We start from the raw sequence: 21,074 nt of genomic DNA, 5'->3' as shown, positions 1-21,074 counted from the left end.
CATCCCCCCACTATCCGGTATTGGCCTGATCCGCTTTGGCATCAGTAAGATACCAGCGGGTGATGCGCACCAGCAGAGCGCCTTCGCAGCGAATGAGTTCCCCCTGGCCCAGGATCTTATCCTGTAGACGCAGGATGGCGTAAGGCGAAAACCGGCCGGTGACCGGTACGACATCTCCGGCGGAAAGCTGGCGCAGCGCACCCACCGACAGCGTCACCTGTCCCACGTCTACCCGCACCCGCTGCGGTAGCGTATCAAGGTGAAGCGTGGCGGCGGGCGGTAGTGGCTGAGCTACACCGTCATCGCCTGCCGCCGGATCCGCACCCTCCGGCGGGGCATCCTGGGCTGCGTCCTGCTCCAGCTGCACCGCGATATCCTGCATTAGCGCGTCTATTTCCATGGTCTCTTCCCCTTTCCAGGTAATGCGTAATACCGCGCCCCCGGGCAGGATTAACGCATATTTCCCCGCCTGCGGGCAGCCCGCGGTATGTAGTCGTATTCCCGCGCCCGGCCCAAGCTGGCGCAGCTCTTTAAGCGTCAGATCACTCCCGCCGATACTCAGCGCCGCCCTGAGCGGGAACGATGCGTCGGCAATCCGCGTCGCGGGAGTCACTGCGGCGGCCAGCCTGCGCCATACGCACGCCGGCAATGCCATTAACACCCCTTGAAAGGCCTGCTGCTCGACGCACCAGGAAAAGGTGGCGGTCAGGTGCCGACCCAGGACGCTGCACGGTCGGGGCGGCGTCCACGGCGACAGCGTCAGTTCCGCCGCCGTTAGCAACGGCGAGAGGCCCCAGGCGACAATCGACGCCATCAGCGGTTCGGCGATCGCCGTCCAATCGGCCGTGCCCAGCACGGTTTCACACCAGCCCTGCCATACCGCCGTCGGTAGCCACAGGTCACAGAGTGCACCATCGGCGTCAAGAGTGATGATGACTCCCTCCGCGCGCGCCGGCCACGGCTGCAGCCGCAGCGCCGTAGCGCCTACAGTACCGCCGCCGGGCATCAGCCTCTCGGCCAGCGGCTGCTCCTCAGGCGCCAGGCTCAGCACGGCGGACCTCCAGACTGACCCGGTAACCGGCTTCGCCAAGCACGGCGGCCAGACGTGGCACCACCTCGTTTAGACGGTGGAATAAGGCCGCCTCCGGCACGATGACGCACATTTGCAGACCGTCCGGCCCGTCGCTGACGTCGCAAATCAGACCGTCGGCGCGGCCACCCACCAGCCGATAGCGCGCTTTCGCCCCTCGCGCCGTGAGCGGCGGCGGCGCGTTGCCGCACGCCGCCTTTGCGCCCCGCTCCATCAAGCGCGCAAAGGCCGCCGGGTGCGCGCCCGCGGCGCTGTCCCCCTGCGTTCCATCCTCCGCCTGCCAATGCCAGGCGCTTCCCTCAGTTTTGATAGTCGTCATCCGTTAGTACCAGCGTGAGTTTTTCCTGCTGTTTCATTATCGTTACCCGCGCCTGCTGCAATGCGCGACGTCGCTCCTCCAGCAGGGCGCGCGTCTGCCGCTGGCGGCAGCGTTCCTCGTTCAATGCATATACGCCCCGCAGCACGCCTTGCATTTCCCGCGCCCGGCGTCCCATGTCGCCCACCGTCGCCCTCCCTCGCCACGACAGCATGGCATGCCGCGTCCGGGCGAGCCGCGCCAGTTGGGCATCGCCTTCGCGCGCGTTGGCCTCGTTTTGCCGTTCATCGCGGCTAACCTGCGCGAGCAACCGCCGCAACCGCGCCTCGCGCCGTGCTTTCAGCCGTAATAGTTCTTTCAACACCTTTTTCCGGTCAGCCGCATAAGTTGCTGCTGCAGAGCATCGAGGTCGCATGACGCCGTCTCCCGTTGTTGTAAAAAAGCGCAGATGGCGGGATAAGCGTCTACCGCCTGATCCGCCAGCGGATCATCGCCGCGCTGGTACTCGCCGACCCGCACCAGTAACTCCACCTCGCGGTAAACCGACAGCAATTGACGCAGCGCCGCCGCCAGCGATAGATGCGCCTCGCTGACGATCGACGGCATGATGCGGCTTAAGCTTCCCAAGACATCGATCGCCGGGAAGTGGCCGCCTTCCGCCAGGCGCCGGGATAACACAATATGCCCATCCAGCAGGGAGCGGACCTCGTCGGCCAGTGGCTCATTGATGTCGTCCCCTTCCACCAGTACGGTATAGAAGGCGGTGATGCTGCCAACCGTCCCCATGCCGGCACGCTCCAGCAACCGGGGTAGCGCCGCAAACACCGCCGGCGGATAACTGCTGCCCACGCAGGACTCGCCGGCGGCCAGCGCAATTTCCCGACCGGCGCGCGCATAGCGCGTCAGAGAGTCGGCCAGCAGCAACACCCGTTTTCCCCTGTCGCGAAACGCTTCGGCAACGGTCGTGGCCAGCGAGAGCGCGCGTACGCGCTCCAGCGCCGGCCGGTCCGAGGTCGCAACGATAGTGATGCAGCGCCGCCTGGCTTCGGCGTCCAGCGTTTGTTCAAGAAACTCGCGCACTTCCCGGCCGCGCTCGCCGATGAGCGCCAGGACCGTGACGTCGCAGTCAGGGCACGCGCTCAGCATCGATAACAGCGTGCTCTTACCGCCGCCCGCGGCGGCGAAAATGCCGATGCGTTGCCCCTCGCCGCAGGTCAACAGACTATCGATGGCGCGAATACCGCTCAGCAGCGGCCGGGCGATCCGCTGGCGCGACAGCGGCGGCGGCGGCAAGGCATCCAGCTCCCGCCAGGGTCCCTCGGGATCGGGCCCGTCGTCCAGCGCCTTGCCCAAGCCGTCGATCACCCGGCCGAGCAAGCCGCCGCCCACCGGCGCGCGCTGGCGACGGCGCAGCGGCTGCACCGGTTGGCCGTAGCTCAGACCGTCCGTTGCCCCGTAAGGCGATAGCAACACATCATCCCCTTCGATACCCACCACCTCCGCCTGCCCGCCCGTGGGCAACAGCCGGCAAACTTCCCCCATCATCGCCCCCGGCAGGCGGGCGCGCAGCAGCGTGGCGCCAATTTGCAGTAGCGTACCGGTTAAGCGATAGCCGTCGGGGGGATCGCCCTTCGGGGTCAAGCGTTGCCTGAGCGCCGCCGCCAGGCGCGGGTCACAGGTCGTCAACAACCAACTCCTCAGCGCTCAGATCAAGGGCCGCCAGTACCTGTATCTCACATTCCGTCCCCAATTCCTGCCAGGACAGTACCGGAATATCGTGTCGAAACGTCTCGATGATCCGGCGCAGGAAACGGCGCGCGTCCACCGAGGTCACCACGCAAACCTCCCCCAGCGGCGCCAGCGCATCGGCTATCAGCGTCAGAATACGGTGATTTTGCGCCGGGCTCAGCGCGGCATAGGTGCCGAGGGCGGTTTGCCGTATGGATTCACGGATCAGGTTTTCAATGCCTTCGCCGATACGCACCACCCGTAGCGGCTCCCCCTGCGGCTTCAGCCGGTGGAGAAGATGCCGCCGCAGGGCAATACGCACATATTCGGTCAGCATCAGGACGTCTTTTTCCCGCGGCGCCCATTCAATCAGCGTGCCGAAAATCAAGCGTAAATCGCGAATGGAGACTCCCTCCGCCACCAGACGTTGCAGCGTTTCGGTAATTTTGCTGATAGGCAACTGGCGCTGCAGCTCTTTGACCAGCTCGGCGTAATGGGCCTCCATGGCGTCCATTAGATAGCGCGCTTCCTGCACGCCGATAAATTCCGCCATATAGCGGACCAGCACCCGACGCAACAGCGCGGACAGGCAGCCCTCTTGCGCGGCGACCCTGAGCCCGCGTTCGCGCGCCAGCGCCGCCATCTCGGCCGGCAGCCAGGTTATCTGCCCCATACCGTCCGGCAACGCGACCGTCTCACCGCCCAGATCGTCGGCAATACCCAACGCGAGGCAAAACGGCGGCTCCGGCATAACCTGGCTAAACACCGGCTCTTGATACAGCAGCAGCGTCATCGCCGCCCGCGGCTGCGCCGGCTCCAGCACAATGGTGATTTCCGGTAGCGGGACGCCGTAGTTTTCAAACAGCGACCAGCGTAGCGCGTCGATTTCCTGCGTCAGCGAGGGGGTATTGAGAGAGGGCGCAATCCGCAACATCAGCGGACAGGCCCCCGGCCGCATGACGTCCCCCGCACTCGCCTTCTGCGCGGCAGGCCCCGCGCCCGACTCACGGCGACGACGTTGCCAGATAAGTAGGCAAGGCAGCGCCGACAGCAGCGCCAGCATAAAGAAATCGATAAAAGGGAAACCCGGGATCAGCGCGAACAGCACTAGGATCACCGCGGTAAGCATCAGCGCCTGCGGCTGTTTACCCAGTTGCATAGAGACTTCGCCGGCCAGATTCTGGCGCTTTTCGCCGGGGACCCGCGTAACAATAATCCCGGCGCTTAGCGAGATAAGCAACGAGGGGATTTGCCCGCAGAGGCCATCGCCGATTGACAGCACGCTGTAGGTCTGCAACGCCTCGCCCATCGCCATACCGTGCTGCACGATGCCGATGATGATGCCGCCGATAATATTGACCAGCACCACGATGATGCCGGCGATGGCGTCCCCTTTGACAAACTTCATCGCACCGTCCATTGCGCCCAGGAAACGGCTCTCCTGCTGCACCTGTTGGCGCAGCTGGCGCGCCTGGACCGCATCGATAACCCCGGCGCGTAAATCACCGTCGATACTCATCTGTTTGCCGGGCATGCCGTCAAGGGAAAAACGCGCGCTCACTTCCGCCACGCGTTCGGTACCCTTGGTAATGACAATGAACTGCACAATGGTAATGATGAAAAAAATAACCAGCCCGACCGTTAAATTGCCGCCCACCACAAAGCGGCCGAACGCCTCGACGATGCTGCCCGCGTTATGCTGCAACAGCACCAGCCGGGTGGTGCTTATCGTCAGGGATAAACGGTAAAGCGTGGTAATCAGCAGTAGCGAAGGAAACACCGACAGATCGAGCGGATCGTTAATGTAGATAGCGATCAACAGCAAAATCACCGAGAAAGTGATATTGATCGCGATAAGAATATCCACCATGAAGGTGGGCAGCGGCAGAACGATCATCACAATCGCGATGAGCAGCATCAGCGCCAGAATGATGTCCTGCCGCCCGCGGCAGGCGGCCAGCCAGCGGTTTTGTTTCAGCCCGTCGGTTACGCTCCCCGACATAGCGCCTCCAGAAAGGTTTGCTGGCGCTGATGTAGCCGCAGCCAGAGCTCCGCCGCGCTGTGCGCTGGCGGCGAACAACTGATGGCCAGCCCCGCGCCCAGAGCGTACAGGCGCTGAGGCACGCCGGCGAACAGGGCCGGCGTCCAGCGCTGTAAACCCTGGCGCAAGGCGTCGGCGGCTGAGGTGACGCGCGGTAGATATTGGCCGAGGTGGATACGGCCGCCGCGGTAGTGCAAATAGGTTTCGCCGCGCGCATGGCGCCAGCACATAGCGTTCGACACCGGGCAGTCGCCCAGATCCGCCAGCCGGATAAATTGTTGTAAATTCCGTTCAGTAACCAAATCCCATTCCATGACGTCTCCCGGCAATGAATGGCGACAGCGTCCCAAATGGCGCGGGCAACGGGTATCGGGGCTACACCTGATTTGCCGCCAGCTGCCGCAAAACGCCGATGATTTGCTCGCGCTGGTCATCATCCATAAAACAGCCGTCAGGCAGCAGCGTGTAAAGGGTGGCCAGGTGGTGGATAAGGCGGTTGCGCAACGCGCCGGGGGGCTTAAGGGTCGCCAGACGCGCATTGAGCCAGTCGGCAAATAACCAGCTTTCGCCGACGATCTCAATGGTCAGCGGCAACAGGGTGCCCGTCGGCAGCCGGCATAGCCCTTCGATACGCCGGCACTCATTCTCAAGTCCCAGGAACAGCAACAGCCGGCGCAGACGCTGCAGCACGACCGCAAGCCGCTGCTGTTGCTGCCCCGGCAGGCAGGCGGAGAGTTCAAACGCCATGACCCGCAGCAGCACGCGCAACCGCTGACGCCGCTCGCGCCAGCCGGCGATACGCTTGAACCATTCCATCAGCGACACTTCCGGCTCATCCAACGCCTGTTGCATCAGGCGCGTGATCGGTCGCAGCGAGGCCGGATCGACCTCCCCCATTTCCATCATGGCAAACAGCGTCGTTTCCCAACCCTGCTGTGCCATCAATGCAGCCAGTTTGGCGCTAAGGTCCTGTTTTCGACGCTGACTCAGCGTATCTTGCGCCAGCCGCGAAGACAGGGCGACGATTTGCCGCGCTATTTCCAGCGCCTGGCGGTCCTGCGGCGCCAGCGCCAGGATGCGGGCCACGCCGGCGCCCTGCTCCCCGCCGCTTTGCACCAGCTTAATGAGCGCCTGCTGCTTGCGCGCTTGCCGGCCGGCCGGTCCCAGGTCTTTACGGCCAAGCACTCTGCCCGCCATAGCCATGCCCATCTCTTCCAGCGTTTCACAGAGGGCGTTGCTTGACGTCTGTTCAAGCTCAAGCAGCGCCATCTCCTGCAGGGCCATCTTCCGCTCCTCCGGCACCTGCCGGGCGTGCGCATCCTGTAACGAAGCCGGCGGCAATATTCCTTCGCTCGCTTTCATCGGGTTCTCCTGATGACGCCGTAACGCCCCGCAGCCAGTCCAGCAACTGCGCAAAATGACGATCCAGCGAAATGTCCACCGCGCAGTGTGCCGATGCCAGCCGCGCTTCAGCACGGGCATAATGGGGCGCGGCGACGATGGTTAAGCGCTCGCCCCACTCGGCACGCATCCGCGGCACCAGCGCGGGGTGGACCCGCAGGGTCAATGTTCCCTCGCCGGCCAGCTTTTCCACCTGCCGGGCCAGCCGGGCGCACAGCGGCTCATCCGCAGGCTGCTGTTCATACCAGGCGCTGAGCACCTGCGCCATGCATTTCTGGATGCGCTCGGCCGCATGCCGAATCAGCAGACGTTCTTGTTCTGCCTCGTCCAGCACCCGACCGACATGCCGCTTCAGCCATTGCCGCTCACCGCGCCGCAACAGGGCCTGCTCCAGGCGGGCGCGCTCGGCAAGAAGCTCGCGTCGCGCCCGTCGCTGGTGTCTTGCGCTCTGCCGCAAAAGGGCCGTGGCTTTACGGCGCGCGGCGCCGAGTATCAACTCGGCCTGGCGTTCCGCCTGTTTAAGCGTCTGATCCCGCGTCAGGCGGGTAGTAAACCAGTCGGCAGGGATCACCGGGCCGTCTGGCGCAGGCCCGGCCAATTCGATAATGGTTAATCCTCGGGCGGACATAACACCTGCTCCAATACAATGAGCGCGCTGCCGGGCACCTTGGGCCACAATGCCCGCTCGGGCGGCGGCAGCAAAATCATCAGGATATAAAGCACCGGCTCATTGACCGCCAGCCTGGCAAGGACGGCAGCGCCCAGCGATATAGCGCGCTCGGCCAGTTGGTCCGGCGCCCATACCACGCCACGTTTGCCGCCACACAGCCCAAACAGCTGCCAGACGGCCTCTTCCGATAGCCATTGTCCTATCACCTGACGGTAAGCGGGTAACAGCAAGTAATCGCTGCATTCCAGCACCAGTAGCCCAAGACCCAGCGCCGCTGCCGTCATCATCGGTGCCAAGCGGGCCAGTCGCCGCGCACGCGGCGTCAGCGCCTGGCCGAGGGGAGGCGTGCCCCGCCGTCGCCGCAACGCCTGATTCAACCCTTCATCCAGCGGCGGCCGCTGTCCATAACGCCAGTCAGGCCGCGGCCGGAAACCGAGGGCGGCCAGCCAGGCGGGATGAGCATAGCGCGCGGGTTGCCAGCTATAGCGATACAGCTGTAGCAACAGCGGGTCCGGGGGCGTTAGCGCCGCCGGTCCCGCCATTTCCCCGCCGCCAGATAAATCATCGCGATAAGCGTCAGCGCCAGCGGTATCATGAGCAGACGGTAATGCTGAATAAGCCAGTGGATGGCCCTCCCCTGCGGATCCTGGTGCACGCTCGGCGCTGACGCCGCCATACGGTAAGACGCTGGCTGCATCAGTATGCTGATGTGATCATATTGCAGACCGGGAATGGCTTTCTCGACCAGATTCCTTATCTGCATACGAAATGTCTCCATATTGACCTGCGGCGAATATTTGATGAACACCGCCACCGATACGGGGGCGCCGACCTCCTCATCGCCGGCCGAGCGTGAGGCGATAGCGACATCCGCCTGCACTACCCCCTCCATCTGGCTGAGCATGCCCTCAATGCGCTGCTCTTTCAGGTAAAGGATCTTCTGCTGCTCTTCGCTGGGCGACACCACCAATTGATTTGGCGGGAACATCATTTCAGCGGTGGTGTATTTGCGGTGTGGGAAACCATTTAACCGCAAAAGCTCGACGGCATTGATGAATTGCGCCTGTTCGACCCGCAGCGTTATCCCGCCCTCGCCCCGCTGCTTATCCGCATCGATATGGTGCTGCATTAAAATCGCCAGCATCTGATTGGCGTCCTCCTCCGGCAGGCCACTATAGAGCTCGATACGGCAACCTGCGAGCAACAGTACCGTGGCGGCAACGGCCAGGCAGCGCCCGCTTTTCATGCCATATTCACCAGTTTATTAATGGATTGCGCCATCGAACCGGCTATTTTGGCGCCAAGATCGATACTCGACGTCACCCCAAAGATCGCTGCCTGTCGCACCAGCATATCGTGCGGCGACAGGGCCCCTGTCGGCGCCACGCCGTAGAGCAATTGACTGAATGCCGCGGCGGCATCCACTGAAGCCTCGGCCGGCGCGGCCGTCAGGCCGTTGGTCGGCGGGGCGATGTGGTAGGCGTTTTCGATTTTCATCCGTGACTCCCGTGGTGATACTGCAAAATGGCCTTTAGCGTCTCGACCTCCGGCCCCGTCGCCCGCGCCAGGCGCGCCCGGGCGGCGGCGATGTCATCCACGCCGAACAACAAGAAAGCATGGCATGCTGCCCGCAGCGATTCATCGGGCACCAGAAAAGGCAAAGCGGGCAACATGGCGCGGACCTGCTGCCGGTAACCGTGATTCACGCCCGCGCACGCAAGCTCCACCAGCAATCGGCGATCGGCATCCGCGAGCATCGTCATATCTTAGCGATAATGCCGCCGACCATATCTTTCATGGTCTTGAGTATCGCGCTGGAATAGTTGATAAAGGTTGAATATTGCTGCACCGCGAACTGCGCTCGCAGCAAGGAGGCAGGGTCGGTAAGCTTATCCGCCGTCATTTTATCTTCGACGTCATTTCCCGCCTTATGCGCCAGAAGGGAAAGCGTATTGATGAGTTGTGACACATCCATGGGCACCTCCGGTGTCTTGCGTCTTGGCCACTGCCGTAATTTGGGTAATGCGCGTCGCGCCGGGCAGCGGCAATAAAGGGATTATCCGCGCACTGCGCTGCAGGCTGCATCCGGTGTAAACCTGAATTCAGGGCAGGATAGGTCAGCGTCACGGGCCTCTCCGATGGCCTAGAAGCCTACTGATCCCGCGACAACGCTGTAGCCAACGGCGGCGCGATCCGATTACGCCAATGCGCAAGTTAGCGGCGGCGCGAAGCTGTCGCGACAACGCAGAGATAACCGGCAGCTCGGGGGGTGTCGCCGCAACGGACAGGTCAAGGGCGGCGCGCCTGTCGCCAACGGCCTGAGCAGGCCGCGCGCCGGAGTTCACACCAACAGCTGATTAAGCAGGCGATAGGCGTTGGCGCGTATTGCACTGTAACGCGGCCTAGCCTCACTCATACTGATGGCGTTTTGCAGCGCCATACGGGCATCCGCAAGCCGCCCCATGGCCTGTAAACACACGGCCATTTGATACATCGGTTCCGGGTGGTCGCCATCAAGCATCAATGCATAACCGTAAAAATTCATCGCCCCTTGATACTCTTTCGTCTTCATGAGCGTGCCTGCCAGCGCAACATGCGCGCGCCAGCTCCACGGCTGCGACATCACCAGCCAGCTGAAATCAATGAGTGCGCGGTCGTAGCACCCGCTGTGGAGTGCCTGATGCCCGCCGGTATAGCGCTGCTCAAGCTCGCTGGTTATGGCTGTGTCAATGGCGGCGCAGGGATCGCATTGGCCGGCATCGTCATCCCGGGTGGAAATCATCATCACCTCCAGACCACGCGGTCAGATTACCTCGGCGAGACGGCGCGTCTCGCTTAACGGCAAGGCAGGGTATAACAAACGCGGCGCCGGTCAGTGAAGACCGGCGCGGCGGCTGAGCAAGCGGGAAGCGGGGAGCTCCAACCAGAGATCGCCATGATAACGGATCCTCTCCGCGCCCAGCGATAGCAGCACCTGCACCAACTGCTGGCGTTTACGTGCCAACGCCGAGTCAAAGACATCAGCGATCACCAGCATCCTAACGCTGACCAGCCAGCGCAGCGCTTGGAAAACGCGGCGCAACACCGCCATCAGGCGGAACAGCTGCTGAGGCCGGCTGCGGGCGTCGCGTTCACGCTGTAGGGCGCAGAGGATAAGCACCTCCCCCTCCACCCGGTAGGTGACCTGATAGGGGGGCAACTCCAGCTGATGACCGATGAGCAAGGCGCTGCCCTCCAGGTAAGCCGGCCGCGAACGTAATCCTTCGCTCAGCAACTGCCGTGCGAGCTCTTCCATAGCCGGTTACCTCACTAGGTGCTGTAACGCCTGACTGTACTGTTCCACGTACCTCTGGCCCATTTCCAGCATTTGCCGCATGATATCTTTAGCCTGCGCCTGCAGCTCATCCTGGGTTTTGTCATAGGCGTGCGCGCTTTTATGCAACAATTCGGCTTCCGCTTTGGCCGTATCCGCCTCTTTGGTCATGCCGCTGGCGCCCGCCGCGCAGCCGCTGTTGATGAATTGCCCCGAATCACGACCAAGACCTTGGTGTAGATTGAAGGCGTCGGTGCTGTTGGAATGCAGATTTTCCCCCGGATTCTGTTTGAGGTTTTTTACGGCCCGGAAACCCGTAGCCGTTCCCCCCATACTACATACACCGCCGGCCACCCCCCCCGCCGAACTTATCACCGCGGCCTGGAACGCCTTTTCGATGCCGTCGCGTGTTTTAACCAGCGCGTTAACATCCAGCGTCCACGCCTGTGCCTGCCGTTGCGCATTATATTCATTCATCATGTTGCGTAACTTTTTGCACATCATCATCATCTTTGCCCAGATCTCGTCATACCTCATCAGGTCGCCATAAGGATTCCCTTTCACGGGCACGCGGGTAAAGACATCCGTGGCGGCCGCAGAATTGAGCGCCGGGTCGCTCTGTGGGACCAAAACGTCGGCGGGCTGTAAAGGAAGTGGACTGTTTGTCTGATAGCGGCTATCCATAATCTCTCCTTAGGCGCGGCCGCCGACGACGTGCGCCAGCGCCGAACCATAATTGTTAATAGTGTGCAATGCGCTCTTGCGGGATTGCATACTGTCCTGGAAGGTGTCCTGTAATTGCTGATACTGCGTTGTCTTGCGCGCTTCAATCCATTGTTGTACACCGTCAGTGAATGACTGGTTGGCCATTAATTCCTCAATTTGCTTTTGCAGATCCGCAAGGGCCATTGAGGTCACGCTCTGTTGCGTCTGGTTCGCGCCTTCGACGCCATTATTCGCGATTCTGAGATATGTAAAGAATTTGGATCCTCTAACGGCTTGCCCGGCGTCCTTAATATTCCCCGCGCTTGCCATGCTGCCCATCATGGACATCGCACCAAAAACGGTCTGCAATAGCGTCGCGATGAGGATAACCTTTGCGCACGTCTCTTTGTCCGCGCCACAGAGCAGCGCGGTTTCGGCGCTCGCCTTGATGACGCCAGCCACGCCATTCATGATGGTAGCCATGCCTCCCACCACATCGCCCGCCATGACTCTGAGCGTCCCCATCACCAATTGTATGCCGCTGACTATCCAGTCGCACACCGCGCTGATAATGCCCGCTTTGCGCACTTTTTCCGCTTGCTCGGCGGTTTTATTGATTTGCGCCTGATAATCCTTGAGCTGGCGAGCGCGCAATACATCCTGTACCTCACTCGCGCGCTGGATTTGCTGGCAAATACTGTCGGCGTTTTTATTACAGATAGTCTGCATGAGGCCATTGGCCATGAGCGACAGCGTCGCCACATCCAAGGTGAGAAATTGGCCCAACGTGGGACGCGCTGGCGGAGCGGATGGCAAGGCATCAAACAAATCGTCCAGCGCGGATTGCGCTTGTGACGCGGTGACGATGCCGGTATAGCTCGCCCCGGCCGAAGATTCCCCCCTCTCTGCCGGGGCAGGCCAGGCGGTATTGACCACCTTCAACCCGAGCGCCCCGGCGGCGGCGGTCCCCCCCGTATTGCCTATTTCGACCAGGTTGGCGCGCGGCTCGGCGGCGATCCCCTGCATCATGTTAATCGGATAGTGACTCATCATCGCCTCCCGTTGCGGCCAAGCCCGTCCGCGCCCGCTGTCGTATGGCCTGATGGTGCTTAAGCTCGCCGCAAATCAGCAGCGCCGCGCGAAACGCTTTGCGGGCATACGTCTTATTGCCGCTGGCAAAATAGCATTCGCCCGCCGCACAGGGCGCTTCAGGCGCGGCCACCTTAATTTGCGCCGCGCGACCATAGGCATAAATAGCGTCGATCCATGCTCTTTGGGCTTGACAACATTTTCCCAAGTGGAACCAGTATTCAAACGACCAACCATCATAAAAAGTCAGCAATTTGAATATCCTGGCCGCGCCGGCCTGATCGCCGGCGGCGGCTAATTGTTTGGCATAGTCAAACAGCGTCTGCAAAGAGGTCTCAACCTGCCTGTCTAACAGCATATAGACCGAACCGCCCTGACGGAGAAAATCCCCTACCGCTTGAACATCCTGCCAATCATCCGGTTGCGCCTTATCCCCGGATAATGTCATTCAACAGCCGCCCCCACTTGTCCATGCAGGATTTGGCGCCCTCAAGCATGGCGTTGTAGGTATTGGAATATTTATCCAACAAAATTTGCTTTTGTTTCAACAGGTCGGTATCGCCGTTAAATGAGTTATCGAGACTGGCTCGAATGGACGACAGCTCTCCTTTATTCAGCCGTTTTTTGGGGTTCTTGCCCATATACTCGGCGATGGTTTTGCCCTCTACCAAGATGCCATTCGCCAACATGTAGTCGTAGACGCCATCCGGCAAGGGTTCGGTTCCCGTTTCATCCTTTTTAGAGACATCCGCGATCGCTTTGTCCATCCTGTTGGACATGTCTTTGGTGGCATGGGCGCGGTTGGCTGCTTGCTGCATCGCGTTATATTGATCACTTAATACTTCTTCCATCAACCGCGAGATGCCTAACAGGGTGTTACAGGCCGTGGAAAAGGGGTTCACTTCATAACGATCGATAACCGCTGCGGCATTGGCTGACGCCTTGTCTGCGGGTAACGTCACATTCAACGTGTTCGACATCGCGTTTGGAATTGGCGTTCCGCTCATAGCGAGACCCCCAGGGTATCGTTAATATTGGCCTGTTCGTGTTTTACGCGCGTGACGAGCTGTTTGAACTTCTTTTCCAGCTCTTTCATATCTCGGGCCGCCTCGCGCTCGAGTTGCGTGAGCCCCTCCGGGAAAAAACTTTCCAGACGGGCGGTTCTGCGCGCGGCATCCGGATCCCTGCCCGCGGTGCTATCCAGCATGGCCAGGGATTGTTTTAGGTAATTAAAATCGTGAAAACATTTTTGCAACCGGCGATATTCCCGATCGAGCTGCATCTTCAACGCTTCGCTGTTTTTTTGCATGCTGTCGTCCCCTTCCCGTTAGACATCATCGTTGTGGCGTTATGACTTGATATTTAGCGTCGTCATGTCACGACAGCCCAATGGGGCATTGTGATAACGAAAGTAAATGCCGTTGAGAATATCTTCAGCCTGTAGCGCCGCTTCCAGCAATACGGTGAATTGCTGATATTGCGCCGGGCGCACCGGCGAGATCATCGCCTGCCGCAGGCGACGCTGGATGGCGCGAAGCTGGCGTTGCCACTGCTCGGCCTGGACAGGTGAATCGCGTAAACCGTCTTCGATAAGGGTCAAAGTGGGCACAGCAGCCTCCGTCTAGAATTCATAGGGATAATTGATTAGCGCCCCACGATAGTGGATGGCGATGGCGCGGTCAGTCAGGGCAATCACTTCACCGCCGTCCGGCAATTGGCTGCCGACCTGTAGGCGTACACCGTTTTCCAGCACCAGGTAAATACCGCGGCGGCTATGGATGATGCCCGCCGCCGGCGAGGGCAGGCGCTGCGCGCCGTCGGCGGACGCCGGTACCGCCTGATAGCTGAGCGCCAGCCCGGGGAACTGCGCTCTCAGACGGCCGAGCAGGTGCTCAAGGCGCTCCTTGCCTGCTTCGTCGAGCACCCCGCTCAGCGTGAACGCGTCTCCCACCGGCGTCACGCTAATCTCACCGGCCAGTCCGCCTTCCTTAAGCGCCGCGATGATAGCCTGACTCTGTATCGCGCGCCGATTTTCAATATGCCAACGTCGCAGGCCGGGAATTTGGCGCAGTTGCGGCAGCACCGCAGCCCAGCGCTGACCCATGGAGATATTGCCCTCGATAGACACCTCGCCAGGCGCGGTACTGCGCACCCGTGCGCTGGCGTAGCCTGCCTGTTGCAACAGCTCCTGGACATCGCGAGCGAGCAGATCGCCGCGCACGACCCGATCGCGAAACACAACGCCCCAGGACGCCAGTCTCTGACGCACCCCTCCCATCTGCGCCCCCTCGGCGCAATAGCCGGACAAGGTCAATACTCCATCCGGCGCCCAGGCGGCGTTAACCTGGTCCATACCGGGCTGCTGCAACATCCGTTCTACTCGTCCAGGAATAGCGGGGCCGCTCTCCCACGCCGCGCCGTTTAGCCACAGACCAGCCAGCATGACGGCCAGCAACACCGCCGCCAGGGTGCCCGTCCAGAGTAAAGCGCCATAGCGCGTCGGCAGCACCATTTCCGCCAAGCAGTCTTGCGGCGATCCAAAGGCCAGCGTCACGCCGGCGGTCTGTAAAATGCCGGACGCCGGCAGCGCATCACCCTTCCGATGCCGGCGGCCATTGACCCGCACCGACGCGCCGCCCGCATCGGCATATAACCGACCTGCTGTTATCGTCAACGCCACCTTGGCCGCCGCCGTAAGGGGAACACAGACATCGCAACCGCGTTCGCCGAGCGTCAAACCGCCCTCAGGCACGACGATTTCCCGCCCGTGCAGCACGCCGCCAAGCAGGCGGATTTTCCACTGATTCTTCATGGCGCTTCACTACCGGCGACGGTGGCCTTGATCAAAAACAGTCGAATGACGCTATGGGTTTCATCAGTACGGCTTCTAAACAGATGACCGAGCACCGGAATATCGCCTAACAAGGGGATTTTGTTTTGCCCCTGCGTTTGCTTATCCTGCTGGAAGCCCCCCAGCAGCAGACTTTGTCCAGGTCGGAGGGTGGCTTGTGACGCTATCTCGGAATTTTGCACCTGGGGCAAGGGATCCGTCGCGGTAAGCGGCGTCGCTTGCTGACCGTCCTGAATGTTCAGGCTCAGCATGATGTTTTGTTTCCCTTGGTCTTCCATAAGCCGTGGCGTAACGCGCAGCAGGGAACCGGTGGTCACCGACTCCAGTTTGGCGAATTTATCGGCCTGCAACTTGGTATAAAACGTCACATTTTTATCCAGCACCGCCTGAATATTGTTGAGCGTCACCACCGACGGCTGCGACAAGATATACGCATGGGCGCTCTGTTCCAGCGCATTGAGCCGCACCATAAAATCGCCGGTGTTACTGATAACCGATGAAAACCCGCCCGTCAGACCGACATCGCTATTAAAAGTGAACGCGTTAGTGCCCAGAGACACCGCGCCGCTCCAATCAATACCCAGCTTATTAATATCGCCGACGTTAACATCGATGATCATGACTGAAATCTCAATCATTTGCGGCCGTTGATCCAGCGCCATAATGAGTTTGCGATAACCCGCCATATTGGCCGCATAATCGCGCACGATCACCGCATTTTGCCGCGGATCGGCGGAAAACATCGGCAACCCCTGCGTTTGCGGCGTCGACGCATTCCCGCTCGCGTCCGCGCCGCGGCTCATGTCGCGCAGCACGCTGACAATACCCGGCACCACCACGGTTTGATCCCGATATTGATAGCGGTCGTCCACCGCGGTGGCGTATTTTAGTGGATAGATCGTCATACTGACCGCCTCTCCCTGGCGCTTGGTCAGCTCACCATCCAGCATGGAGGCCAGCTGCGACACGCGCTCAAGACAGGCCGGTACGCCTTTAATATCCAGCGCGTTCACCCCGGGAATACGCCGAATTTCGCAGCTTCTTTTCTCCGGTACTTGACGGTTTTGCAAATAGCGAATGAATTCCAGCGCGCGCAAAGTCGTGAGAGTGATAACCTGGCGCCTCAGCTGTGATGCCGGATAAATAAACAAGGTATCGCCATCAAAATAGAAAATAAGATGATACTGGCTCATTAACTTATTGAGAATGGCCAACGGCGGCCCCGGCGGAATAAAACCGCTGAAATTCACATTAACCTCGGGGTCTATAATGATGGAAGTATCATAATTCTCAGCCAAACTGGATAAGACTTGCGATAACGGCATTTCCCGGGCACGCAAAGAAAAACCCGTTTCGCGCCAGGGTAACGTTTTGGCATTGACGGAGGAAATAATAAATACCATAAATAGTATTAGCGTGTTATAATTCCACTTCATGTCGCACATCCTGACGGGTTATGCCAAGTCCGGCGACCACATTTGTCAAATATCGCGCCAACGCAAGTTGTTTTTCTAATTCCGTCGCCAACGTCTCATTTGCTAAGGTTTTATCATAATAACATCCAAGCCAGGCTTCGGCGGCTGATAATTGCAGAGCATAATCATGAACCCCGGGATGCGCGGCCAAGAGCAATGTTAAATAACGTATTGATATATCAGATAAAATATTTGAATCACTTATTGAAATGGTAAAGAAAAATGATAGCGTGCTTATATAAGCTCGAGCGGGCTGATTATCAATTAACAATAACACCTCACTCCCCTTTTCCGATAGATGAATATCGCTAAGAAAAGAGACGCCTCTAAATCTATTAAGCATGAATGGGTTCTCCTCATTACTTCGTCATACTCAGTTGAAAACCTAACAGGGTACATCAGCAAAATACCTGATTCCCAATGGGGCAAAATTAACCACATATCCCCTTACAAATTAATACATAAACCCTCGCGTCATCCATTATTCTATAACCATCCGATGTTTTTAAAAAACGGACAAAATCCCAACGGCAACTTTTTATCAGCACATTAATCAGGGATGACCATAATGAAAAGACAACAGTCCTTAGTAATAAAGCTAACTATATTCATATCAATAAGTCTGATAATTATCTGGCTCATATCCGTATTTGCCGCGACCTATGTTTCGTTAAATTTGAGTAGACACCGTATATTAGAGAATCTCGCCCATTTTTCCGCATTGCGTATGGAATTGACCAACCATCGTTTTGAAGGCGCGGAACGGGATGCCCAAGCGCTCGCGCACCGCTATAAGCTTTATCACGCAACGCCGCTTATGATATTGCCCGGTGAAAAAAGCGAAAGCCGCTATTTCCCCTTCAATCCCGATAACTGCATTCCGCCGGGCAAAAGAGAGCGCGACCGCACGTTCATCCAGGTTTTCGGCACCGCCGGGCAGACCTATTACCTGGATAGCTTTATTTTAGATCGTCGCTATGGCGTGTCGCTGCTACCGCCGCGCGACCATACGCCGGACTATTTTATCCGCCAGCAGGTCGAACTTAACGCTTTCCCCAATCAACCCGCTCACGATAACCTGTTCTGGGGCAGACCTGAGTTTCTTCCCGGCACCGGCTGGAGCGTGGCCGTCGCCGCCGCCGCGCCGAATGAGGTACTCACCGGTCTGACGGTAAAGCTGAACGATTTACTCTCTTACGGCCACCCGGTACTGGGGTCGGACATTAATCTCTGGCTGGACGGCAGCAACCGCATCCTACCGTTTTCGCGTGTATCGGCGCAGACCGCCGCCCGCCTCCAGCCGATGCTGCAACGACTCACGCTGAAGGACGGCTGGCAACCGGTTCCCGGCTATATGCTATTGCGCACGCAGCTGAAAGGGCCTGGCTGGCAGCAGGTGATCTTGTTTCCCCAAAGCGGCGGTATGAAACGCACCCTGGACGTCATTGCGGCACAACTGCCCTTTGCGGTGGTCACGCTGCTAATGCTGGCCGTAACGTTATTCTGGTTGTTGCATCGCTATCTCGCCCGTCCGCTCTGGGACTTTGTCGCGATTATCGGCAAAACCGGGCCCCACTCGCTTTCGGCCCGCCTGCCGGAAAATCGCCATGATGAGTTGGGCAGTATCGCCCATGCTTATAATCTGCTGTTGGATACCCTGCGCACGCAGTACGACAACTTAGAGAATGTGGTTGCCGAACGGACCCGCGCGCTAAACGAGGCGAAACAGCAGGCGGAACGGGCGAACAAACGTAAGAGCAGTCATCTCACCACCATCAGCCACGAATTGCGCACGCCCCTTAGCGGCTCGCTTGGGGCGCTGGAACTGCTGCAAATGACAACCTTGACCGATAAGCAGTTCCAACTGGCGGATACCGCCCGCCAGTGCGTATTCTCCTTATTATCCATCATTAATAACTTACTGGATTTTTCCCGCATCGAATCCGGCCAGCTGTCGCTGCATATCGAAGAGACCCCTTTGCTGCCGATCCTTGATCAAGCGATGCATACCATACAGGGGCCGGGTCAAAGCAAAGGTCTGACGTTACGTACCTTCGTCGGCAAACAGGTACCGCTGTATCTGGATATAGACGGAATGCGTCTGCGGCAAATTCTGGTCAATCTGCTCGGTAACGCCCTCAAATTCACTCAATCCGGCGGCATCTTTTTAAGCGTAAAAAGACACGATCAGCAAGTGATCTTTGCCGTCAACGACAGCGGCCAGGGGATCGCGCCGGAAGATCAGGCGGATGTGTTTACCCCGTTTTTCCAGAGCGAAGGCACTATGCAGGGCACCGGCCTGGGGCTCGCCATCGCCGCCAATCTGGCGAAGATGATGGGCGGTTCGCTCACGTTAAGCAGTACACCAGGGTTGGGAACCTGCATGTCGTTTATTATGCCGCTCAACGACTACCGTGAACCCCACCCGCTGGGAGGGCAGCTGGCCGCACCGTTGGCGCTTCATCGGCAGTTGGCCGCCTGGGGCATAAGTTGTGAGCCGTCGCTCGAGGACGGGCCCTTCTCCGCCGCCGAACTGCGTTTCCTGCCGGGCAAACTGTATGACCGCGTTATTCGCGCTTTCGCGGGCGACTTGCCGGAAACCACCGGCAATATTCCGGTACAGCCCTGGCGGCTGCGTATTCTGCTGGTGGATGACGCGGTGATCAATCGGGAGATTATCGGCATGATGCTGCACTCTCTTGGGCAAGATGTCACCCTCGCCGCCGACGGCGCCAGCGCGCTGGCGCTCGGACGACAACAGCCGTTCGATCTGGTGTTGATGGATGTCCGCATGCCCGATATGGACGGCACCGCATGCGCCCGCCTCTGGCGCGAGGATCCGGAGAACCGTGACCGCGACTGTATGATCACCGCGCTCTCCGCCAATACCGCCCCGGAGGATATCGCGCGCTGCAAAGAGGCGGGTATGCGGCATTATCTGACCAAACCGGTCACGCTGGCGCAGTTGGCTGACGGCATTAGCTACGCCGCAGAATATCAACTCCAGCGGGATATTCCGCTGCAAGAACAAGACAGCCGATTAACCACGTCCTTTCTGTCGGCAGGCAGCGATCTGCTGCGCCAAAAAGTACACGAATCACTGCATTCGCTGCTCAATGATATCGAACTGAACGTTAACGATGTGGAAAAAATCAGCGCGCTGTTACATACCCTGAAAGGGGGACTGGGACAGGCGGGGTTGGGAGAACTGCTGTGCGACGTCGTCGATATGGAAAATCTGGTCAAGCATGGCCTCCCGCTGTCCGGGGAACAGATAGCCGAATTACGTCATGCCCTGGACAAATATCTAAGCGCCGAAAATGCATCCGCACGGGATGCTATTACTCAAGAGGTCACGGAATATGAATAATTATAAAATCCTGCTCGTGGATGATCATGAATTGATTATCAACGGCATCATTAACCTGCTCGAACCCTATCCGCGCTTTAAAATCGTGGCGCATATCGATGACGGCCTGGCGGTGTATAACCAATGCCGAATCCATGAACCGGATATTCTGGTGCTCGATCTCGGCCTGCCGGGCATTAACGGCCTGGATTTGATCCCCCAATTGCGCTCCCGCTGGCCGCAGATGTCCATTCTGGCCTATACCGCCCACACTGAAGAGTATATGGCGATACGTACGCTGGCCGCCGGCGCGCTAGGTTATGTTTTGAAAAATAGCCGCCAGCAGGTATTGCTGGCGGCGCTACAAACCGTAGCGGTCAACAAATGCTATGTGGACCCGGCGCTGAACCGGGATATAATCCATACCGCCCTGAGCATGGAGGCCGACAATCAAGAATTGCTGACGCCTCGGGAACGACAAATCCTTAAACTCATCGCCGATGGCAACACCAACCGGCTAATCGCTGAGCAGTTATGCATCAGCGTGAAGACCGTGGAGACCCACCGCTTGAATATCATGCGAAAATTGAATGTCCATAAAGTCACGGAGCTGCTCAACTGCTCTCGCCGACTTGGATTGACCGACTAACCTTCACAATACTGGCCAACCATGGCGGCGATCCCTACTCCCGCCGCCGGGGTTCGGCCCCCAGTCCGTGCTCAGCGCGGTTGCAACGGCGTGACACAGGCCCCGGTCCGCTTCAGAGCAGCGTTTCGACCGCCGCAGACCAAAGGTAGCCACTTCAACGGCCCCGCACGGCTCCCCCGCTTTAACGCCTCGCCGCCCGCGCCAGGGCAACGAATGACAGACGAAGAGTGGCGACAGATTATAAGACGATTTGGCGTGCTACCTATCGGGTTTTCGGCTGACATTGACGCCACCGCAACAAGGCGAATCCCTGCTTGTTCACTCTGCACAGACGCTCACTGAAACCCACCCCGTTGTAAGGAGGGTACGTTGTTTTGTCCGTGCGGTCGATATGCGC

The 21,074-nt window shown here is 59.2% G+C and carries 26 protein-coding genes; 2 read left to right on the top strand and 24 right to left on the bottom strand.

All coding sequences use genetic code 11. The features are described 5' to 3' along the window. Nucleotides 1–10: 10 nt before the first annotated feature. The 24 genes from SANT_RS08815 to SANT_RS08700 all read right to left on the bottom strand — a co-directional run bounded on the left by SANT_RS08815 (nucleotide 11) and on the right by SANT_RS08700 (nucleotide 17,022). A complete protein-coding gene (locus tag SANT_RS08815) occupies nucleotides 11–1,051 on the bottom strand; it encodes a YscQ/HrcQ family type III secretion apparatus protein (RefSeq protein WP_148296259.1) in 1,041 nt (346 codons plus the stop codon). Continuing rightward, nucleotides 1,032–1,409, bottom strand: a complete 378-nt coding sequence (locus tag SANT_RS08810) for a hypothetical protein (protein WP_025421928.1) — start codon at nucleotides 1,407–1,409, stop codon at nucleotides 1,032–1,034. Before SANT_RS08810 ends, SANT_RS08815 begins: the two co-directional genes overlap by 20 nt. After that, nucleotides 1,390–1,767, bottom strand: a complete 378-nt coding sequence (locus SANT_RS08805) for a hypothetical protein (protein WP_025421927.1) — start codon at nucleotides 1,765–1,767, stop codon at nucleotides 1,390–1,392. Before SANT_RS08805 ends, SANT_RS08810 begins: the two co-directional genes overlap by 20 nt. Continuing rightward, nucleotides 1,764–3,092, bottom strand: coding sequence for an EscN/YscN/HrcN family type III secretion system ATPase (locus tag SANT_RS08800; RefSeq protein ID WP_081730441.1), 1,329 nt, complete (start codon nucleotides 3,090–3,092; stop codon nucleotides 1,764–1,766). Before SANT_RS08800 ends, SANT_RS08805 begins: the two co-directional genes overlap by 4 nt. After that, nucleotides 3,079–5,136: an EscV/YscV/HrcV family type III secretion system export apparatus protein gene (locus tag SANT_RS08795; protein ID WP_025421925.1), complete on the bottom strand. Its 2,058-nt coding sequence runs from the start codon at nucleotides 5,134–5,136 to the stop codon at nucleotides 3,079–3,081. The genes SANT_RS08800 and SANT_RS08795 overlap by 14 nt, the downstream gene beginning before the upstream one ends. After that, entirely contained in the window at nucleotides 5,121–5,489 is a 369-nt protein-coding gene (locus tag SANT_RS08790; protein ID WP_025421924.1) for a type III secretion system apparatus protein, read from the bottom strand. Before SANT_RS08790 ends, SANT_RS08795 begins: the two co-directional genes overlap by 16 nt. A 61-nt stretch (nucleotides 5,490–5,550) precedes the next feature. Next, nucleotides 5,551–6,537 carry a SepL/TyeA/HrpJ family type III secretion system protein gene (locus tag SANT_RS08785; RefSeq protein ID WP_025421923.1) on the bottom strand — a complete coding sequence of 329 codons (987 nt, stop codon included), beginning with the start codon at nucleotides 6,535–6,537 and terminating at the stop codon, nucleotides 5,551–5,553. Then, entirely contained in the window at nucleotides 6,431–7,204 is a 774-nt protein-coding gene (locus SANT_RS08780) for a hypothetical protein (RefSeq protein WP_025421922.1), read from the bottom strand. Before SANT_RS08780 ends, SANT_RS08785 begins: the two co-directional genes overlap by 107 nt. Then, a complete protein-coding gene (locus SANT_RS08775; RefSeq protein WP_237234668.1) occupies nucleotides 7,186–7,788 on the bottom strand; it encodes a type III secretion system domain-containing protein in 603 nt (200 codons plus the stop codon). Before SANT_RS08775 ends, SANT_RS08780 begins: the two co-directional genes overlap by 19 nt. Next, complete coding sequence (ssaJ, locus tag SANT_RS08770) at nucleotides 7,767–8,492, bottom strand: EscJ/YscJ/HrcJ family type III secretion inner membrane ring protein SsaJ (RefSeq protein WP_025421920.1); 726 nt, start codon at nucleotides 8,490–8,492, stop codon at nucleotides 7,767–7,769. The genes SANT_RS08775 and ssaJ overlap by 22 nt, the downstream gene beginning before the upstream one ends. Continuing rightward, nucleotides 8,489–8,743 carry a type III secretion system inner rod subunit SctI gene (gene sctI, locus SANT_RS08765; protein WP_025421919.1) on the bottom strand — a complete coding sequence of 85 codons (255 nt, stop codon included), beginning with the start codon at nucleotides 8,741–8,743 and terminating at the stop codon, nucleotides 8,489–8,491. Before sctI ends, ssaJ begins: the two co-directional genes overlap by 4 nt. Continuing rightward, nucleotides 8,740–9,003, bottom strand: coding sequence for an EscG/YscG/SsaH family type III secretion system needle protein co-chaperone (locus SANT_RS08760; RefSeq protein WP_237234667.1), 264 nt, complete (start codon nucleotides 9,001–9,003; stop codon nucleotides 8,740–8,742). The genes sctI and SANT_RS08760 overlap by 4 nt, the downstream gene beginning before the upstream one ends. Before the next feature lie 2 nt (nucleotides 9,004–9,005). Next, complete coding sequence (sctF, locus tag SANT_RS08755; RefSeq protein WP_025245132.1) at nucleotides 9,006–9,221, bottom strand: type III secretion system needle filament subunit SctF; 216 nt, start codon at nucleotides 9,219–9,221, stop codon at nucleotides 9,006–9,008. Between the two features lie 366 nt (nucleotides 9,222–9,587). Further along, entirely contained in the window at nucleotides 9,588–10,031 is a 444-nt protein-coding gene (locus tag SANT_RS08750) for a SycD/LcrH family type III secretion system chaperone (RefSeq protein WP_237234666.1), read from the bottom strand. Nucleotides 10,032–10,118: 87 nt separating this feature from the next. Continuing rightward, nucleotides 10,119–10,541 (bottom strand): hypothetical protein, encoded by a 423-nt coding sequence (locus SANT_RS08745; protein WP_025421916.1) that lies wholly within the window; start codon nucleotides 10,539–10,541, stop codon nucleotides 10,119–10,121. A 6-nt stretch (nucleotides 10,542–10,547) separates the two neighbouring features. After that, complete coding sequence (locus SANT_RS22910; RefSeq protein WP_025421915.1) at nucleotides 10,548–11,243, bottom strand: hypothetical protein; 696 nt, start codon at nucleotides 11,241–11,243, stop codon at nucleotides 10,548–10,550. A 9-nt stretch (nucleotides 11,244–11,252) separates the two neighbouring features. Next, nucleotides 11,253–12,317 carry a type III secretion system translocon subunit SctE gene (gene sctE, locus SANT_RS08735; protein WP_081730440.1) on the bottom strand — a complete coding sequence of 355 codons (1,065 nt, stop codon included), beginning with the start codon at nucleotides 12,315–12,317 and terminating at the stop codon, nucleotides 11,253–11,255. Continuing rightward, complete coding sequence (sscA, locus tag SANT_RS08730; protein ID WP_025421913.1) at nucleotides 12,295–12,801, bottom strand: CesD/SycD/LcrH family type III secretion system chaperone SscA; 507 nt, start codon at nucleotides 12,799–12,801, stop codon at nucleotides 12,295–12,297. Before sscA ends, sctE begins: the two co-directional genes overlap by 23 nt. Then, nucleotides 12,782–13,360 (bottom strand): hypothetical protein, encoded by a 579-nt coding sequence (locus SANT_RS22905; protein ID WP_081730439.1) that lies wholly within the window; start codon nucleotides 13,358–13,360, stop codon nucleotides 12,782–12,784. Before SANT_RS22905 ends, sscA begins: the two co-directional genes overlap by 20 nt. After that, a complete protein-coding gene (locus SANT_RS08720) occupies nucleotides 13,357–13,662 on the bottom strand; it encodes a hypothetical protein (RefSeq protein ID WP_025421911.1) in 306 nt (101 codons plus the stop codon). The genes SANT_RS22905 and SANT_RS08720 overlap by 4 nt, the downstream gene beginning before the upstream one ends. Before the next feature lie 39 nt (nucleotides 13,663–13,701). After that, nucleotides 13,702–13,962 (bottom strand): EscE/YscE/SsaE family type III secretion system needle protein co-chaperone, encoded by a 261-nt coding sequence (locus SANT_RS08715; RefSeq protein WP_025421910.1) that lies wholly within the window; start codon nucleotides 13,960–13,962, stop codon nucleotides 13,702–13,704. A 12-nt stretch (nucleotides 13,963–13,974) separates the two neighbouring features. Beyond that, a complete protein-coding gene (sctD, locus tag SANT_RS08710) occupies nucleotides 13,975–15,165 on the bottom strand; it encodes a type III secretion system inner membrane ring subunit SctD (protein ID WP_025421909.1) in 1,191 nt (396 codons plus the stop codon). Continuing rightward, the gene (locus SANT_RS08705; protein WP_025421908.1) at nucleotides 15,162–16,640 is read right to left on the bottom strand and encodes an EscC/YscC/HrcC family type III secretion system outer membrane ring protein; all 1,479 of its coding nucleotides are present in this window, start codon (nucleotides 16,638–16,640) and stop codon (nucleotides 15,162–15,164) included. Before SANT_RS08705 ends, sctD begins: the two co-directional genes overlap by 4 nt. Continuing rightward, the gene (locus SANT_RS08700; protein WP_025421907.1) at nucleotides 16,624–17,022 is read right to left on the bottom strand and encodes a hypothetical protein; all 399 of its coding nucleotides are present in this window, start codon (nucleotides 17,020–17,022) and stop codon (nucleotides 16,624–16,626) included. Before SANT_RS08700 ends, SANT_RS08705 begins: the two co-directional genes overlap by 17 nt. Before the next feature lie 216 nt (nucleotides 17,023–17,238). On the opposite strand from SANT_RS08700, the gene SANT_RS08695 reads away from it, so the two are divergent. Next, on the top strand, nucleotides 17,239–20,049 hold the full coding sequence (locus SANT_RS08695; protein WP_025421906.1) for a hybrid sensor histidine kinase/response regulator: 2,811 nt from the start codon (nucleotides 17,239–17,241) through the stop codon (nucleotides 20,047–20,049). Then, the gene (locus SANT_RS08690) at nucleotides 20,042–20,677 is read left to right on the top strand and encodes a two component system response regulator (protein WP_025421905.1); all 636 of its coding nucleotides are present in this window, start codon (nucleotides 20,042–20,044) and stop codon (nucleotides 20,675–20,677) included. The genes SANT_RS08695 and SANT_RS08690 overlap by 8 nt, the downstream gene beginning before the upstream one ends. Nucleotides 20,678–21,074: the final 397 nt, after the last annotated feature.

The sequence above is a fragment of the Sodalis praecaptivus genome, assembly GCF_000517425.1.
GTDB lineage: Bacteria > Pseudomonadota > Gammaproteobacteria > Enterobacterales > Enterobacteriaceae > Sodalis_A > Sodalis_A praecaptivus.
Note: the sequence above shows the minus strand (reverse complement) of the source record. Positions and strands in the feature narration are given on the sequence as shown.

Coding starts and splice junctions, on each gene's coding strand:
- SANT_RS08705 (WP_025421908.1), bottom strand. CDS start 16,640: ATGAAGTGGAATTATAACACGCTAATACTATTTATGGTATTTATTATT.
- sctF (WP_025245132.1), bottom strand. CDS start 9,221: ATGGATGTGTCACAACTCATCAATACGCTTTCCCTTCTGGCGCATAAG.
- SANT_RS08695 (WP_025421906.1), top strand. CDS start 17,239: ATGACCATAATGAAAAGACAACAGTCCTTAGTAATAAAGCTAACTATA.
- SANT_RS08775 (WP_237234668.1), bottom strand. CDS start 7,788: ATGGCGGGACCGGCGGCGCTAACGCCCCCGGACCCGCTGTTGCTACAG.
- SANT_RS08700 (WP_025421907.1), bottom strand. CDS start 17,022: ATGCTTAATAGATTTAGAGGCGTCTCTTTTCTTAGCGATATTCATCTA.
- SANT_RS08690 (WP_025421905.1), top strand. CDS start 20,042: ATGAATAATTATAAAATCCTGCTCGTGGATGATCATGAATTGATTATC.
- SANT_RS08745 (WP_025421916.1), bottom strand. CDS start 10,541: ATGGAAGAGCTCGCACGGCAGTTGCTGAGCGAAGGATTACGTTCGCGG.
- sctI (WP_025421919.1), bottom strand. CDS start 8,743: ATGAAAATCGAAAACGCCTACCACATCGCCCCGCCGACCAACGGCCTG.
- sscA (WP_025421913.1), bottom strand. CDS start 12,801: ATGACATTATCCGGGGATAAGGCGCAACCGGATGATTGGCAGGATGTT.
- SANT_RS08785 (WP_025421923.1), bottom strand. CDS start 6,537: ATGAAAGCGAGCGAAGGAATATTGCCGCCGGCTTCGTTACAGGATGCG.
- sctE (WP_081730440.1), bottom strand. CDS start 12,317: ATGATGAGTCACTATCCGATTAACATGATGCAGGGGATCGCCGCCGAG.
- ssaJ (WP_025421920.1), bottom strand. CDS start 8,492: ATGAAAAGCGGGCGCTGCCTGGCCGTTGCCGCCACGGTACTGTTGCTC.
- SANT_RS08760 (WP_237234667.1), bottom strand. CDS start 9,003: ATGCTCGCGGATGCCGATCGCCGATTGCTGGTGGAGCTTGCGTGCGCG.
- SANT_RS08750 (WP_237234666.1), bottom strand. CDS start 10,031: ATGATGATTTCCACCCGGGATGACGATGCCGGCCAATGCGATCCCTGC.
- SANT_RS08810 (WP_025421928.1), bottom strand. CDS start 1,409: ATGACGACTATCAAAACTGAGGGAAGCGCCTGGCATTGGCAGGCGGAG.
- SANT_RS08790 (WP_025421924.1), bottom strand. CDS start 5,489: ATGGAATGGGATTTGGTTACTGAACGGAATTTACAACAATTTATCCGG.
- SANT_RS08780 (WP_025421922.1), bottom strand. CDS start 7,204: ATGTCCGCCCGAGGATTAACCATTATCGAATTGGCCGGGCCTGCGCCA.
- SANT_RS08720 (WP_025421911.1), bottom strand. CDS start 13,662: ATGCAAAAAAACAGCGAAGCGTTGAAGATGCAGCTCGATCGGGAATAT.
- SANT_RS08795 (WP_025421925.1), bottom strand. CDS start 5,136: ATGTCGGGGAGCGTAACCGACGGGCTGAAACAAAACCGCTGGCTGGCC.
- SANT_RS22910 (WP_025421915.1), bottom strand. CDS start 11,243: ATGGATAGCCGCTATCAGACAAACAGTCCACTTCCTTTACAGCCCGCC.
- SANT_RS22905 (WP_081730439.1), bottom strand. CDS start 13,360: ATGAGCGGAACGCCAATTCCAAACGCGATGTCGAACACGTTGAATGTG.
- sctD (WP_025421909.1), bottom strand. CDS start 15,165: ATGAAGAATCAGTGGAAAATCCGCCTGCTTGGCGGCGTGCTGCACGGG.